At 45.2% G+C, this 15617-nt stretch carries 13 protein-coding genes; all 13 read left to right on the top strand.

Going from position 1 to position 15617, the window contains the following annotated elements:
- Positions 1-429: 429 nt before the first annotated feature.
- The 13 genes from KDU71_RS15325 (at position 430) to kamE (ending at position 15468) form a co-directional block, all read left to right on the top strand.
- Positions 430-1266: a 1-acyl-sn-glycerol-3-phosphate acyltransferase gene (locus KDU71_RS15325; RefSeq protein ID WP_212191970.1), complete on the top strand. Its 837-nt coding sequence runs from the start codon at positions 430-432 to the stop codon at positions 1264-1266.
- A 29-nt stretch (positions 1267-1295) separates the two neighbouring features.
- Positions 1296-2243 carry a GNAT family N-acetyltransferase gene (locus KDU71_RS15320; protein WP_212191969.1) on the top strand — a complete coding sequence of 316 codons (948 nt, stop codon included), beginning with the start codon at positions 1296-1298 and terminating at the stop codon, positions 2241-2243.
- Positions 2244-2331: 88 nt separating this feature from the next.
- A complete protein-coding gene (locus tag KDU71_RS15315; RefSeq protein WP_212191968.1) occupies positions 2332-3822 on the top strand; it encodes a dihydrolipoyl dehydrogenase family protein in 1491 nt (496 codons plus the stop codon).
- A 318-nt stretch (positions 3823-4140) separates the two neighbouring features.
- Positions 4141-5388, top strand: coding sequence for an aspartate aminotransferase family protein (locus KDU71_RS15310; RefSeq protein WP_212191967.1), 1248 nt, complete (start codon positions 4141-4143; stop codon positions 5386-5388).
- A gap of 122 nt (positions 5389-5510) precedes the next feature.
- Positions 5511-6494, top strand: coding sequence for a CoA transferase subunit A (locus KDU71_RS15305; protein WP_212191966.1), 984 nt, complete (start codon positions 5511-5513; stop codon positions 6492-6494).
- A 20-nt stretch (positions 6495-6514) separates the two neighbouring features.
- Positions 6515-7291: a CoA-transferase subunit beta gene (locus KDU71_RS15300; protein ID WP_212191965.1), complete on the top strand. Its 777-nt coding sequence runs from the start codon at positions 6515-6517 to the stop codon at positions 7289-7291.
- A gap of 53 nt (positions 7292-7344) precedes the next feature.
- Positions 7345-8169, top strand: a complete 825-nt coding sequence (gene kce, locus KDU71_RS15295) for a 3-keto-5-aminohexanoate cleavage enzyme (RefSeq protein WP_212191964.1) — start codon at positions 7345-7347, stop codon at positions 8167-8169.
- Positions 8170-8259: 90 nt separating this feature from the next.
- Positions 8260-9300, top strand: a complete 1041-nt coding sequence (kdd, locus tag KDU71_RS15290) for an L-erythro-3,5-diaminohexanoate dehydrogenase (RefSeq protein ID WP_212191963.1) — start codon at positions 8260-8262, stop codon at positions 9298-9300.
- Positions 9301-9359: 59 nt separating this feature from the next.
- Positions 9360-10643, top strand: coding sequence for a lysine 2,3-aminomutase (gene kamA, locus KDU71_RS15285; RefSeq protein ID WP_212191962.1), 1284 nt, complete (start codon positions 9360-9362; stop codon positions 10641-10643).
- A gap of 97 nt (positions 10644-10740) precedes the next feature.
- Entirely contained in the window at positions 10741-11604 is an 864-nt protein-coding gene (locus KDU71_RS15280; protein WP_212191961.1) for a hypothetical protein, read from the top strand.
- Positions 11591-13168 carry a lysine 5,6-aminomutase reactivase ATPase KamC gene (kamC, locus tag KDU71_RS15275; RefSeq protein WP_212191960.1) on the top strand — a complete coding sequence of 526 codons (1578 nt, stop codon included), beginning with the start codon at positions 11591-11593 and terminating at the stop codon, positions 13166-13168. Before KDU71_RS15280 ends, kamC begins: the two co-directional genes overlap by 14 nt.
- 1 nt (position 13169) lies before the next feature.
- Positions 13170-14732 carry a lysine 5,6-aminomutase subunit alpha gene (gene kamD / locus KDU71_RS15270; protein ID WP_212191959.1) on the top strand — a complete coding sequence of 521 codons (1563 nt, stop codon included), beginning with the start codon at positions 13170-13172 and terminating at the stop codon, positions 14730-14732.
- 4 nt (positions 14733-14736) lie between these two features.
- The gene (gene kamE / locus KDU71_RS15265) at positions 14737-15468 is read left to right on the top strand and encodes a lysine 5,6-aminomutase subunit beta (protein ID WP_212191958.1); all 732 of its coding nucleotides are present in this window, start codon (positions 14737-14739) and stop codon (positions 15466-15468) included.
- The last annotated feature ends 149 nt before the right edge of the window (positions 15469-15617 follow it).

The raw sequence follows: 15617 nt of genomic DNA, 5'->3' as shown, positions 1-15617 counted from the left end.
CTAAACACCGCACCCCCATCTCCCGTCATCCAGCTCATTCAACTTTCAACTCCTCAACTCTAAACTCTTCAACTCTAAACCCCAAACCCTAAACCAGCTACCATTAACTACCAAATAACACGCCTCAACCCACGTCTCATTACTCTCTAAAATAACTCCGCGTCTTTGCGACTCTGCGTTTATAAGACCGTAGATGCCAGACTAAACACCAAACGCCTATCTCCCGTCATCCAGCTCATTCAACTTTCAACTCCTCAACTTTCAACTCTTCAACCCTAAACCCCAAACCCCAAACCCCAAACCCTAACTACTGACTACTGACCACTGACTATTGACTAATCACTATTCAATCTTCTCCCAGAAAAACCTGCTAATTACCGCATCTTTCTAAAATATTTCCTAAAATTGAACTCGATTAGTTATTGAAGCATGGAAAAGAGACAAGGAGACGACAAGTTTATTGATATCGATAAGGTATTTCATGATAAAAACCCGCGGCTTAAAAAATTCATCCCTAAATTCCTGATCAACTACCTGAAGCGCATCACTCACCAGGAAGAGATCAACGAATTTATTGCCGACAAACGCGATGTATATGGCATCGAATACGCCGAAGCCATTATTGCCAATTTCCAGTCGCGTTACGAGATTAAAGGTGCAGAAAATATACCCCAAGAAGGGCGTTATGTATTTGTAGCCAACCATCCGCTGGGAGGATTAGACGGCATGGTGTTCGTAGCAGCTGTAGGACGTTATTTTAGAAACCTTAAGTTTCCGGTCAACGACATACTGATGAACCTCACCAACCTGCGCGACATTTTTTTACCCATCAACAAACACGGTGGTCACAGTCGCGATGCAGCCAGGCTCATTGACGAAGCCTATGCCAGCGATAATCAATTACTGATGTTTCCGGCCGGACTGGTATCACGCAAAGGTAAAAACGGCATTATTAAAGACCTCGACTGGAAACCTAATTTCATTAAAAAGGCCAAAACGCACAACCGCGATATCGTACCGGTACACATATCGGGTGAAAACACCAAACGCTTCTACAACCTGGCCAACTGGCGTAAGAAACTGGGCATTAAAGCCAATATTGAGATGCTTTACCTGGTGGATGAACTTTATTTACAACGCAATAAAACAATCACCATCACATTTGGGCAACCAATTAACATTTCAGACGTAGAAGTGGGCAAAGCCAGTAAAGACTGGGCTCAAAAAATTAAAGACGAAGTCTACGCCTTAGCGAAAATAAATTAATTTTGTAGTCTACTGTAAGAAATCACCGAATGAGAGTAAAAGAAATAATACCTCCTGTGCCGCGAGAAGAGCTGGAAGCTGAATTGAATCAGGAGACATTTGTTCGTAACACCAACAAAGGCGATAACAAGATATACGACTTTACTGCCCATCAGGCACCTGCGTTGATGCGCGAGGTAGGTCGTTTGCGCGAAATCACTTTTCGAATGGCTGGTGGCGGAACCGGTAAACCAACCGACATTGACGACTACGATACAGCCGAGGTACCCTATCGCCAGCTTATAGTTTGGGATCCTCAACAAAAAGAGATATTAGGCGGCTACCGTTACCTGCTGGGCAGCGACATACCTGTTGATAAAGACGGCAATGTGAAGCTGGCCACCTCTCGCCTTTTTCACTTCTCTGAACAATTTGTAAAAGATTATCTGCCATACATGATTGAGTTGGGACGCTCGTTTGTGCAGCCCACCTATCAATCGTCTAAAGCGGGCACCAAAAGCCTGTTTGCGCTGGATAATCTGTGGGACGGTTTAGGTTCATTAATTGTGAGCCACCCCGAAATGAAGTATTTCTTTGGTAAGGTAACCATGTACACCCATTTTAACAGGTTTGCACGCGACCTGATTCTGGGCTTCATGCAAAAGTACTTTGGCGATCCGGATAAGCTGCTGTATCCACACAAACCGGTAGAAATTGATCTGACACCCCAGGATTTGAAAGAAATCTTCTGTGGCCAGAACTACCAGGAGGATTACAAGATATTAACGAAACGCGTGCGAGAGTTTGGCGAAAACATACCGCCGCTCATCAATGCTTATATGAACCTGTCGCCATCGATGAAAACATTTGGCACCGCCATCAACGACCGCTTTGGCGATGTAGAGGAAACAGGTATCATACTAACGATAAACGAATTATACAGGCAAAAAATTAATCGCCACGTTGATACGTTTACACCTAACGAGCCGCATGAATAACAAAATATTGACGGAGATATAAATAAAGAAGAGTTGCCAATAAACAATTGCGACTCTTTTTTTTTATATGGATATAAGTTTTTATACGATGACAAACACTTACGACCTGGTAGTTATTGGCAGTGGTCCTGCCGGATTTTCTTCCGCCATTCGCGCTTTAGATTACGGATTAAATGTATGTATTGTTGAAGGCAAACACCTGGGTGGAGCCGGTATCATGAATGGAGCCCTCACTTCCAAAACCATGTATGAGCTTTCAATGGACTATGCCATTGCAGCGCGCATCGACCGTGGCTACCGCGTCAGCTCACTAAGTGTTAATTTCGAAAAGGTGAAGAAAACGGTTATACAGGCCGCCAAAGAAAAGCAGTACCAGATGCTGAGCCAGATTGAAACCTTTTCGCCGGCGCAAAACAAAAAAGGAGCACTGACCATTGAATACGGTTGGGCCAGCTTTGTGGATGCCGATCATATTGAGGTAACAGGCAAGGAAGGCACGAAGCTGATTAAAGGCACCAACTTTGTTATTGCTACAGGTTCGCGACCACGCCTGTATGATGGTCTGCAGATTGATGGCGAGCGCATCATTACCTCCGACGGCATTCTGCATTTGAAAGAGTTTCCGGAGCGCATGCTCATCATTGGTTCGGGTATTATTGGTTGTGAGTTTGCCACCATCTTCTCCAACTTTGGTCAAACCGAAGTGCACCTGCTCGACCGTTCCAACAGGGTACTACCCTACGAAGATGATGATGTGAGCAGCTTTGTGTCGCGTAACCTCGAAAACAACGGCGTAAACATACACCACACGGCTACGCTTCGCCATATACGCAAGCATCCAGAGCACCTGGAAGTAGTGCTTGATTATCATGATGGACACAGTAAAGTAATTGAAGTAGATGTGGCCCTGGTGGCCATTGGGCGCGTACCTAATACCGAAGGCCTCAACCTCGAAAAAATAGGCATCGAATTGCACAAGAACGGTACCATTCCCATCCAGGATGATTGCCTGCTGAGAGATGGCAAAGGCACCTGCCATGTGTATGCTGCCGGTGATGTTACAGGTCACAGCCAGCTGTATAGCGTCGCCGAGTTTCAGGGGCGTCTGGCGGCTGAGAAAATTGGGGACATCCCACAGTATCCTTTAGACTACTCACACATGAGTACACTCATGTTTTTCAAACCCGAAGTAGCTGCTGTTGGCGCCAATGAAAAAATGCTGCAACAAAGACAAATACCTTATAAAGCAGCCTATTATTCCAACAAGCTGGTGAACCGGGCCATTGCCATGCGCAACACCAACGGCTTTGTGAAGATACTGGTCAGTAACGATGATGAGCAACGTATTTTAGGGATGCGGGCAGCCGGCCCCCAGGCATCGGCCTTTATTGTATCAGTAGCACACCTCATTAACCAGGGCAATAGCCTGCACGAAGTACTAAAAATCTTTTACCCCCACCCAAGTATTCCAGAAGGCATACAGGAATGCCTGCGCACACTGAGTGGCAAATCCATTTATAAACCAGAAGCTTTCCCCGATTTAATCAATATAAGGGAATGGACACCCAAGAAAGAGTAATCACTACTTGTATTTAGATTAAATTCAAATTACACAAAAGCGCATGTTTTAATAAAATTCATGCGCTTTATCATGTTGTAATTTTAACATTCATCTTATTTTTGTGTATATTTTAACACTAAAAACAACTAGCGTTACTATACAACAATGATTTGGGTGCATAAATTCATACACGATTCAAATGAAAGAATAGAAGTAACTGACTTCTAAAGCACCTCCTATGGCAATATTTCTTCTGCCATCAACCGATACTATCCTTAACCATACTGGTTCACCGAATAGTCAGATTTCGCATTAGTCCAAAAAAACAATATAGCTATGGAAGCAAAAAAGCTACACTTAGAAAATTCATTAAATGAATTAGAGAAAGGTAAATCCTTAATTCCTGGCGGAGTACTTGGTATTCGTCGCCCATATAATTTTGTGGAGGGTGAATTCCCTGTGTATTTCGATCATGGTAAAGGTGGCCGCGTTACCGATATCGATGGTAATGAATACATCGACTACCTATGCGCCTATGGGCCTATGATACTAGGCAATCGCGAAAAGGAAGTGGATGATGCAGTTATTGATCAAATCCAGAATAAAGGCTTCTGCTTCTCGTTGACCCAGAAATACCAGAACATGCTGGCTGAGAAGATGAATGAACTGATTCCATGTGCTGAAATGAGCCTCTTCGTATGTACCGGTTCCGATGCCACTTCAACAGCTATCCGCCTGGCTCGCTCTTATACCAAGCGCACAAAAGTAATGCGCTGCGGCTACCATGGCTGGCACGACTGGTGTGTGGAAGTAAAAGGTGGTGTTCCTGAAAAGCTTTACGAAGATGTATTTGAGTTCAGATATAACAACCTGGAGTCTTTAGAGAACCTGCTAAAAGAGCACGGTAACGATACAGCAGCAGTAATTATAACTCCACTGGGCCACCCATTGGCAGCTCCTATTACAGAACCAAAAGAAGGATTTCTGGAAGGCGTAAAAGAATTGTGTAAGCAATATGGTGTAGTACTTATCTTCGATGAAATTCGTACCGGCTTCAGAGCCAGCATTGGTGGTGCTCAAAAACTTTATAAAGTAACACCTGATTTGGCTGTATTTGGTAAAGCCATGGCTAACGGCTATCCTATCGGCGCTGTTACCGGCAAGGCCGAAATCATGAAAGAAGGCGAGTCTAATGTATTTATTTCGTCAACCTTCTTCCCAAACAGCTTAAGCTATGTGGCTGCATTAAAAACAATTGAAATCCTGGAGCGCGATAAAGTACTGGATAAAATCTGGGAAAAAGGCGAAGAGTTCAATAACAAGATTGACGCCCTGTTGAAGAAATATCCTGTTGGCGCACGCATCAGTGGTATTGCACCAATGATGTTCATCACCTTCGATAAAAACGAAGACGGCAGCTATAAGAAGAAACGTAACGATTTCTATACGCAGCTGATTCGCCGAGGCGTATTCCTTCAGCCTTATCACCACGGTTACATCTGCCACCGTCATACCCAGGAGGATCTGGATTACACCGTGAAGTCCATTGAAGAAGCATTGCAATACCTAACCGAAAAGTATTAATACTTGATTTTCGCCCGCAGATGGCGCAGAATGACGCTGAAAAAATCTGTGAAAATCAGCGAAATCTGAGGGAAACATTAATAAGCACCATGCAAAATGCTAACAGCTTAAAAAGAAAAACAATGAACGATACAAAATTAAATACTGGTATTGGCGAGCTGTTTATGTCGCCCAATGCCGATGAAATGAGAGGCTTTCTGCGCAACAAGAAAAAGCAGATGAAGAATAAGCTTACCACTGTTGCTGAAGCCATTGATACCTATGTAAATGATGGTGATTATCTGGCCATCGGTGGTTTTGGCGGGGTACGTATCCCAACAGCTCTCATCCATGAAATCATCCGTAAGGAAAAGAAAAACCTGGGCTTTGCAGGACACGTATCCACACACGATTGTCAGCTGCTTAGTGCCGGTAAGTCCTTTAACCGTTGCGATGCAGCTTACATAGTCGGACTGGAAGCCAGGGGCTTATCCAAGAACTCACGACGCATGTTTGAGTCCGGCAATGTAAAAGTTACCGAATGGTCCAATGGTGCACTCTCGTGGCGCTTTAAAGCGGCCGCCATGGGTTTACCTTATCTCCCATCGCGCGTCATGCTGGGCACTGACACATTTAAGCACTCTGCAGCCAAAGAGGTAGAATGTCCGTTTACAGGTCAGAAACTGGCTGCTTTACCAGCTCTGTACCCTGATGTAGCCATCTTACACGTACATCGCGCTGATGTATACGGCAACTGCCAGATTGATGGCATCCTGGTGGCTGATGACGACATCGCCAAAGCATCTAAGCGTGTCATTGTAACCACCGAGAAAATCATCTCTAATGAAGAAATACGCCGCGAACCAGGTAAAACAGTGATTCCATACTGGTGCGTGGATGCCGTGATTGAAATGCCATTTGGTTCCTATCCAGGTAATATGCCGGGTGAGTATTTCTCTGATGAAGAACACCTGAAAGACTGGTTAGTAGCTGAGAAAGACGAGATGCAGCTGGAAGAGTTTGTTGGCCACCACATCCTGTCGTCAAAGGATTTCTATGAGTATCTGGAGAAAAACGGCGGCATGAACAAGATGAAGCAACTGATGCAAGCCGAACATTTGTACTAACCCTCATAAACCAAGACAAAATGGAAACAACATATAATCCAATGGAGTTAATGATAACCGTTGCAGCCCGTAACCTTGAAGACGGTGCAATGGTAGTGGTAGGTACCGGTGTTCCTGTGGCGGCAGCCATGTTGGCGCAAATGACCCAATCACCGAACCTCACCATCATGTTTGAAGCAGGTGGCATTGCTCCTCTTTTACCAACCATGCCCATCTCGGTAGGCGACTCACGCACCACTCACAAAGGCCTTAAAGCCACATCAATGGCTGAGATCATGGAACTTTGTCAGGCCGGCGTAGTGGATTACTGCTTCTTAGGCGGTGCCCAGATTGATAAATACGGTAACCTGAACTCCACGATGATTGGAGATGACTACAATAAACCAAAAACACGATTCCCGGGAAGTGGTGGCGCTAATGACCTCGCTTCTCTCTGCTGGAGAACCATGGTGGTGACTCCCCAAAACCAAAAACGATTTGCCAATAAAGTGGATTTTATCACCACTCCGGGATTCTTGGAAGGTGGCACCTCACGTGTAGAGGCAGGTTTACCAGCCAATACCGGACCTTACAAGGTGATTACCGATATAGGTGTTTATGGTTATCACGAGGAGTCGAAGGCCATGATGCTGCTATCACTGCACCCTGGTAAAACACTGGAAGATGTGAAAGCCAACGCTGAATTTGACATCATCATTCCAGAGAACTATGAAACAACTGTTGAGCCAAGTGCCGAGGAGCTGCGCATACTGCGTGAAAAAGTAGATCCTTCAGGCGTAATCATTGGCCGCGGATAAACCCTTCTTCAACAATTAAACCTTAACAATCAGTAACTACTAAAAAAAGAAAAATGAAAAAAATGATAATCACCTGTGCAGTTTGTGGAGCGGAAACCACTCGCGAGCACAATCCCAACTTACCATTAACACCGCTTGAAATAGCTGATGCTACCTATGACGCCTATAAAGCAGGTGCTTCAATTGTTCACCTGCATGTACGCGACGAGAATGGCGGACCAACACAAGATCCAAAGGTATTTAAAGAAGCCATCCGCCTGATCCGTGAACGTTGCGACATCGTGATTGAAATTACTACTGGTGGTGCTGTTGGCATGACGGACGATGAGCGTGTAGCCGTTATAGAAGAGCTGCAGCCTGAGATGGCATCGCTTGACTGTGGGACAGTTAACTTTGGTGACGACTACATCGTGAATACCTTGCCAACCATGCGTCGCTTTGCCAAAGAAATGATTAAATATAATGTTCGTCCAACATTAGAATGCTTTGATATTTCGCATGTGGCAGCAGCCGATATCCTGATTAAGGAAGGTTTGCTAAAACCACCATACCACTATGGTTTTGTGATGAACGTGCCAGCTGCCATTCCTTACGACATAGAGTTATTGAATCTGCTGGTGAGCCGTATTCCTGAAGGTGCGCACTGGACAGTTATGGGCGTAGGACGCGCATGCGTTCCTGCTCACTACGGTGCATTTGCCATAGGCAATGGCTTTATCCGCGTTGGATTTGAAGACAATGTATATTACTCAAAAGGGGTGTTGGCCGATAGTAACGCACAACTGGTAGAACGCACTGCCAAACTTTCGCGTGACGCCGGCTATGAAATAGCAACACCAGCCGATGTGCGTGAGATGTTGCAGTTGAAAGGCATATAAAAAACGTAAGAATCAAGATTTTTAATGGTACAAGAACAAAGGCTAATAGCTGTTAGCTGATGGCTATTAGCCTTTTTATCTACGATAAAAATGAAGACGGGAAATAAATACGGGACACACAGGGTAATAGAACCAAAAGGAGTTTTGCCACAACCAGCTACTGTTGTTGATAACAACATGAGTGAGATATATGACAACGAGATACTCATCGATGTTGACGTATTAAATATCGACTCGGCCAGTTTTACACAGATTAAAGAGCAGGCAAAAGGGAATATTGAAGAAATTAAATCCATCATTTTGGATATTGTTGCCAAACAGGGCAAGATGAAGAATCCGGTGACTGGTTCGGGAGGTATGCTGATTGGTTCCATTGAGAAGGTTGGCAGCGCACTGGAAGGAAAGATTAACCTGCAAAAAGGTGATCGCATTGCAACGCTGGTATCGTTATCGCTGACGCCATTGCATATTGAAGAAATACTGGACATTAAACCAGAAATTGACCAGGTGAAGATCAAAGGAAAAGCCATCTTGTTTGAAAGTGGCATCTATGCCAAACTGCCCACTGACCTATCTGAAACACTCGCCTTGGCTGTTTTGGATGTTTGTGGTGCTCCTGCTCAAACCGAACGCCTGGTGAAAAAAGGCGACACAGTGGTAGTGCTTGGAGCCGGCGGTAAGTCGGGCATCCTGTGTTGCGCTGTTGCCAAAGAACTGGTTGGAGAGAATGGAATGGTCATTGGTGCCGATTACAGCGATGAAAACATTGAGCGCCTGAAACAGGTAGAAGTTTGTCATCACGCCATTAAACTGAATGCGACCGATGCGCTTCAGTGCTACGAAACCATTGACAAGCTAACAAATGGGCAACTGGCCGATGTGGTTATCAACAACGTCAACATCACCAACACTGAAATGGGCTCTATTCTTATGTGTAAAGATCGTGGAACAGTTTATTTCTTCAGTATGGCAACCTCCTTTACCAAAGCAGCTTTGGGAGCTGAAGGAGTTGGCAAAGATGTGGATATGCTGATTGGCAACGGTTATGCTATGGGACATGCGGATATGTCGATTGATATCCTGCGGAAGAGTGAGAAAATAAGAAAATTATACGAAGAACTATATACATAAATAGTGCACAGTAATCCGTGCACAAAACACCAATCACCGACAACAAAAAATCTACATAAATGAAACGACAATATTCAAACGTTGACTATAAGAGTATCCCTCTTTTTAAAGATGTGAAGGAGGAGGACTGGAACAACTGGAAATGGCAAATGCGTAACGCTATTCGTGACGTTCCCAGCCTGGAGAAGGTATTGCCATTGAGCGATGAAGAGCATGAACACCTGGCCAAAACCCTTAAGAAGTTTAAAATGGCCATCACGCCTTACTATGCGGCTCTGATGAGCAAAGAGGATGTGAATTGCCCGGTGCGCAAGATGGCGGTGCCAATTTTACAAGAATTACACATTGATGAGTCGGACTTAAGTGACCCATTACACGAGGACGTGGATTCACCTGTTCCGGGTTTAACACACCGCTACCCTGACAGAGCCCTTCTGCTGGTGACACATGAGTGTTCAATGTATTGCCGCCATTGTACACGCCGGCGCATTGTGGGCGAAACAGATGAAGACATGGCCCGTGGCCATCTGGAAAAAGCATTTGAATACATTGCTAAAACGCCTGAGATACGTGATATCGTCATTTCTGGTGGCGACCCGCTGATTCTGAGTGATAGCCGCATTGATTATATCCTTACCGAGCTGCGCAAGATTGACCATGTGGAGATTATTCGCATAGGCAGCCGCATGCCGGTGGTATTGCCACAGCGCATCACCGATGATTTGTGCGATATCATAAAAAAACACCATCCGGTGTATGTGAATACGCACTTTAACCATCCTAAAGAAATTACAGAAGAGGCACGTCTGGCATGCGAAAAATTGGCTAATGCCGGTGTTCAGATGGGCAACCAGTCGGTATTACTGAAAGGGATTAACGACTGCTCTAACATTATGAAAGCTATGATGCACGACTTGCTGCGCATCCGTGTTAAGCCTTACTATATCTATCAGTGCGACTTGTCAGAGGGTATTTCTCACTTCAGAACCACCATTTCAAAAGGTATCGAAATCATTGAGAACCTCAGAGGACATACAACAGGAATGGCCGTGCCCACCTTTGTTGTGGATGCACCAGGTGGCGGTGGTAAGATTCCGGTGATGCCTGATTACCTGATTTCGCAAACGGAGAAGCGCGTGGTACTTCGTAATTATGAAGGTATGATAACCAGCTACACCCAACCATCAGATTACCAGGGGCACAAAGCATCAGATTGTACATTCTGCAGCGACGAGTCCTTAGTAGCCAAAGACGGTGTGGCCAAACTGCTGAACGAAGGTGGTACCATCATTCCACAATCGTTACGCCGCGAATCGCGCACCAATGGAAACGGGAAGCATTAAACGAGGCAGAAGTTTGCCAGGCAGCAGGCAGTAGCAAATAAACAATAATGATTGAAGCTTAGCATTAGGGAGATTTAATAAGTTCCTAAACAACAAAATGAACACAACTAACGCAACATATCGCTTTATTAACACCACCAGCTTTGTGATGGGTAATCGCAAAAACGCAGGTAAAACCACTTTTATGAATTGGGCCCTTAACCAAATCAGGAAAGTGGAAGCTCCTGCCTTTGCAACCATTGGCATTGATGGCGAAAGTCATGACCAGATTGATGGCCGTGACAAGCCATTGATAAAAACAGAGCCTGGTGACGTGTTCATTACCAGCTACCCCATGTTGCGTAAAAGTTCAGGATTGTTTAAAGTTGAGAAGGCTTTTCAGATTAAAACACCTCTGGGCCAATTGGTGGTTGCCAAAACACTGCGAAGCGGCACCATCGAACTGGTTGGCCCGGAATACAATGAGCAGCTGAAGCATCTGATTGATTTTATCAGACTGGAACTTAACTACCGCTCTATCGTCATTGACGGAGCAGCCAGCCGCCTGACACCAGTGAGCGCAATTGCCAATAGTGGTTTCTATTATGTGGTTAATATCGACCGTCGTAATATGAAAAAAACACTGGAACAAATGCAACTGCTATCAATATCTGCTGACTTTGAACTGGCCTCTCAAGATGATGATGCATTTGTTGTTGAAGGGGCCCTGACACCGGGTAAGCTCAGCAGCATACCACGCGATTGCCAGACAGTGGTCATTAATGATCTGACTGCCATTTTTCTGAATTACGAGCAGCTTCAACATCTGCAAAAGCGGGTCACCATTAAGGTGGTCAATCGTCCCGTTTTAAAAGGCTTTGTGGCAGTACTGAAAGATATTGCCCAGGAAGCCTTTTCGCAATTATACATGAGTAAAGGCATTCGAACAGAACTAATTCTTAACCCATATGTGCATCAGTAAAGTCATAGAGTTCACTGCGTTTAACAGCTTTTACGAAAAGTACAGGCCCTTGACGCCCTATGGCAAAGCACATAAGGAGGCTCTGCATTTTTACACGCAAAGCAGTGAGCTGGACACTATTCACCTCATCACTGATGCGTTGATTAGTTTTATTAAGAAGCATGAGCATCAGGCCCTCAAGGTTGAAAACCATCTGAGTCGTATCGATCGCCTTAACACCCTGGATAAAAATGAGTACGATGCCGTTGACATTCAGCTCATCAAAAAGTTCCTGCTTCAGTTAAGAGCTATAGACAACGAGCTCAATGAGACAACTAAGCAGCTGTTGAATTTCAAGTATGAACTGAATGAACTGCTGCAGAAACTGATGCCAGACAGCGACCAGAGTGAGTCTTTTTACCTGTCTTCGGCCTTTGACGATGCATTAAAAACTGTCAGAAATACCATCCGCCTGCGGGATGAAGAGCTTGAGGCGATACGCATCAATAAATGCCATGAGATTAAGGAAAAGTATCTGATAGATATGGATGGGCGTGAGTTTGTGCTGATTGACAAACAACGCGCCGAGTTACTGGAAGTGAGTGATCTCAATTGCGAGTTTTACGATTCGAACCTGATTAAAGTGAAGCCCTATTTTGGCAAAAGCTATTTGGAAGCATTGCAGGCAAAGGAAAACCTGCTAATGAAAGAATCGGAACTGGAAAAGAAAGTGCTGATTGATTTGTCTGAGACCATCAAACAGAACAAAGAAGCGCTTAAGCAAGCGATAGACACCATCTGCCTGTTGGATATTAGTCTGGCACGGGCACGTTTTAGTTTACAACTTAAGCTCAACAAGCCTGACTATAAAGCTTCAAGCATTGACCTTACTGATGGTGTTTATTACCCGCTTTGGGAAAAACATCAGCAGAAACAACTCGGATATACCCCCTTAAATGCAGCTTTTGACAGCAACGCCATTCTGCTTTCGGGCTCTAATATGGGTGGTAAGACAGTATTGTTTAAAACGCTGGCATTTTTACAACTGCTGACGCAGTTGGGTTTCAGGGTACCTGCCAAACGTTTCTCAACACGCCTTTTTGATAGCATTCATGTGCTGGGCAACGGGCAATCGGGCAATGTGGAAGGCCTCAGTTCCTTTGGGCAGGAGATACACCAGCTAACAGAAGCCATTGAAGCAAGTGATGAGCGCCTGATTTTTGTTGACGAACTGGCACGCACCACCAATGCCAAGGAGGCCAAAGCCATACTATTTGCCGTTCTGAAATTTGTAACGCAACATGTTAATATTACCGGCTTCTTCTCAACGCATTTTATCAATATGCCTGCCATTAACCTTGTTGCCAAATACAGGATGAAAGGACTCAACCGGCAAGCTTATGAGCAACACTGCTATGAGCAACCAGATGACATCAATGAAAAAATAAGGCTTATCAATGCCTTTATGCAATACGAGGTAGTGCCCGATGATGGGCAACAATCAAAAGATGCACTATCCATAGCAGGCATGCTTGGCCTGCCAACCGAAATAATCAATTATGCTAACGACTATTTAGACCAATAAAATGACGCAATCGAAACTAAATCTGGATAAAGATAAAATTAGCAGAGCACGGGAGCTGTCGAAGCAAATCACCCGTCCTGTTAACGACTATATCGAAAAGCATACCACGGTAGCCATTGAACGTGCCACACTGCGCATGCTGGGCGCCGACGGCGTAACAGCCGACGATGTGCCAGTACCTAATGCCATTGTGAGCGCGCTGGGTGATAACATTCAATACGGTGCTTCCACTTACTATGTGAATGCACTTTTGCGAAAAAATATGACTGTAGAACAGTTGAATGGGGCCATTGCTAATGGCTTGGACATCTCGCAACTGGAGCTGACAGACATGGAACTGATTCGCCAAAAGGCTGAAGAGCTGGTGGCTGCTTTCGCACACCGGGTGAAAGGCAATGTGGCTTACCGGACTTCTAAAGTTACCGAATACAAAGAGAAAGAAAACGCGCCTCTCCTCTACCTGATTGTTGCCACCGGTAACATTTTTGAAGATGTGAAGCAGGCACAGGCGGCTGCTCGCCAGGGAGCAGATATCATCGCGGTGATACGCACCACCGGCCAAAGCCTGCTGGACTTTGTACCTTACGGCGCCACCACCGAAGGATTTGGCGGCACCTATGCCACGCAGGAGAACTTCAAAATCATGCGTAAGGCACTGGATGAAGTAGGCAATGAGATTGGTAAGTACATCCGCCTGGTAAACTACTGCTCGGGCTTGTGTATGCCAGAGATTGCAGCTATGGGTGCCATTGAGCGGCTGGACATGATGCTGAACGACTCCATGTACGGCGTACTGTTCCGCGACATTAACATGTACCGCACCTTTGTGGACCAGAAGTTTTCGCGCATGATTAATGCCTTTGCCGAGATTGTGATTAACTCGGGTGAAGATAACTACCTGACCACTTCAGATGCCTACGAAAAGGCCTACACCGTAACAGCTTCTCAGTTTATCAATGAGCAGTTTGCCTATGACTCTGGCCTGCCTGCCAAGCTAATGGGATTGGGCCATGCCTTTGAGATGAATCCACAAATTGAAAACGGTTTCCTTTATGAGATGGCGCAGGCGCAGATGGCTCGTGAAATATTCCCCGAAGCACCATTGAAATACATGCCGCCAACCAAGTACATGACCGGCGATGTGTTTAAAGGCTACATCATGAACGCCATGTTCAACTTCATTGCCAAGTCAACCAACCAGGGCATTCTGCTGTTGGGGATGCTCACCGAGGCTATTCACACGCCATTTATGCAAGACCGCTTCCTGGCTGTTGAAAACGCCCGTTACATCCTGAACAACACCAAGGATTTTGCCAACGACATTGAGTTCAAGAAAGATGGTATTATGCAAACGCGCGCGCAAAACGTGCTGGATGAAACCATTGAGTTCCTGGAGCAGATTAACGAAAAAGGCCTGTTTGATTCAATTGAACAGAAACTGTTTGCCGAAGTAAGTCGCCCTAAGCATGGCGGTAAAGGCTTTGACGGGGTGAAGGAAAAAGCAGACAACTACTTTAACCCGGTTTACGATTATTTGGAAGTTGAACTTGGATTAAAAAAGTAAAGAAATGGATAACATGATACGTCCCTATGGAGATACAATGAACGACGGCGCTGTGCAGTTGTCGTTTACCCTGCCTGTGCCTCACTCAGCCAAAGCTGATGAAGCGGCCAAACAATATGCACACAAACTGGGCTTTGAAGAGGTGGAAGTGGTTCACTCCAACCCGCTGTCAGAAGACTTCTCCTTTTTTGTGGTGTATGGTAAATCACAGCTGCAACTCGATTACGACAAGATTGAGGTGGAGGCAGTTGAAAAGTCGATGGACTTTTACGAGGTCAATAACTTCATCAAAGAAAACATCAAACGAAAAGTAGTGGTAGTGGGCGCCTGCACCGGTACTGATGCTCACACGGTGGGTATCGATGCCATTATGAATATGAAAGGCTTTGACCAGCACTACGGCCTGGAGCGTTATCCAATGATGGAAGCTTATAACCTGGGCGCACAGGTACCCAACGAAGAGCTGATTCGCAAAGCCATGGAGCTCAATGCCGATGCCATCCTGGTATCGCAGGTAGTGACCCAAAAGGAAGTACACATCCAGAATATGACCGACCTGATTGAACTACTAGAGGCAGAAGGCTTGCGCTCTAAGCTGATTGTATGTGCCGGCGGTCCGCGCATCAGTAACAAACTGGCGCTTGAGCTGGGCTACGATGTGGGCTTTGGCCGAGGTACATATCCTGAGAACGTAGCTTCTTTTATTGTGGAAAAGATGGTGGAACGAAATAGCTGATAGCTATTTACATGATGACTAAAAGCCTAAAGAAGAAATCCTCAAGCTCTTACAACATCTTCCCCTTGGGGAAGTGCCTGAAAGGCGAAGAGGGAACAATAAAGTAAAAACCTTCGGACTCTGAAAGTCGGACTTCGAACTAAAATATT

It is taken from the genome of Carboxylicivirga sediminis, from assembly GCF_018156225.1.
GTDB lineage: Bacteria > Bacteroidota > Bacteroidia > Bacteroidales > Marinilabiliaceae > Carboxylicivirga > Carboxylicivirga sediminis.
Note: the sequence above shows the minus strand (reverse complement) of the source record. Positions and strands in the feature narration are given on the sequence as shown.

What these genes read in the sequence shown, in the direction of transcription:
- kce (WP_212191964.1), top strand. Translation starts at nt 7,345, where the DNA reads ATGAAAAAAATGATAATCACCTGTGCAGTTTGTGGAGCGGAAACCACT.
- kamD (WP_212191959.1), top strand. Translation starts at nt 13,170, where the DNA reads ATGACGCAATCGAAACTAAATCTGGATAAAGATAAAATTAGCAGAGCA.
- kamA (WP_212191962.1), top strand. Translation starts at nt 9,360, where the DNA reads ATGAAACGACAATATTCAAACGTTGACTATAAGAGTATCCCTCTTTTT.
- kdd (WP_212191963.1), top strand. Translation starts at nt 8,260, where the DNA reads ATGAAGACGGGAAATAAATACGGGACACACAGGGTAATAGAACCAAAA.
- KDU71_RS15310 (WP_212191967.1), top strand. Translation starts at nt 4,141, where the DNA reads ATGGAAGCAAAAAAGCTACACTTAGAAAATTCATTAAATGAATTAGAG.
- KDU71_RS15280 (WP_212191961.1), top strand. Translation starts at nt 10,741, where the DNA reads ATGAACACAACTAACGCAACATATCGCTTTATTAACACCACCAGCTTT.
- KDU71_RS15320 (WP_212191969.1), top strand. Translation starts at nt 1,296, where the DNA reads ATGAGAGTAAAAGAAATAATACCTCCTGTGCCGCGAGAAGAGCTGGAA.
- KDU71_RS15315 (WP_212191968.1), top strand. Translation starts at nt 2,332, where the DNA reads ATGACAAACACTTACGACCTGGTAGTTATTGGCAGTGGTCCTGCCGGA.
- KDU71_RS15325 (WP_212191970.1), top strand. Translation starts at nt 430, where the DNA reads ATGGAAAAGAGACAAGGAGACGACAAGTTTATTGATATCGATAAGGTA.
- KDU71_RS15300 (WP_212191965.1), top strand. Translation starts at nt 6,515, where the DNA reads ATGGAAACAACATATAATCCAATGGAGTTAATGATAACCGTTGCAGCC.
- kamE (WP_212191958.1), top strand. Translation starts at nt 14,737, where the DNA reads ATGGATAACATGATACGTCCCTATGGAGATACAATGAACGACGGCGCT.
- kamC (WP_212191960.1), top strand. Translation starts at nt 11,591, where the DNA reads ATGTGCATCAGTAAAGTCATAGAGTTCACTGCGTTTAACAGCTTTTAC.
- KDU71_RS15305 (WP_212191966.1), top strand. Translation starts at nt 5,511, where the DNA reads ATGAACGATACAAAATTAAATACTGGTATTGGCGAGCTGTTTATGTCG.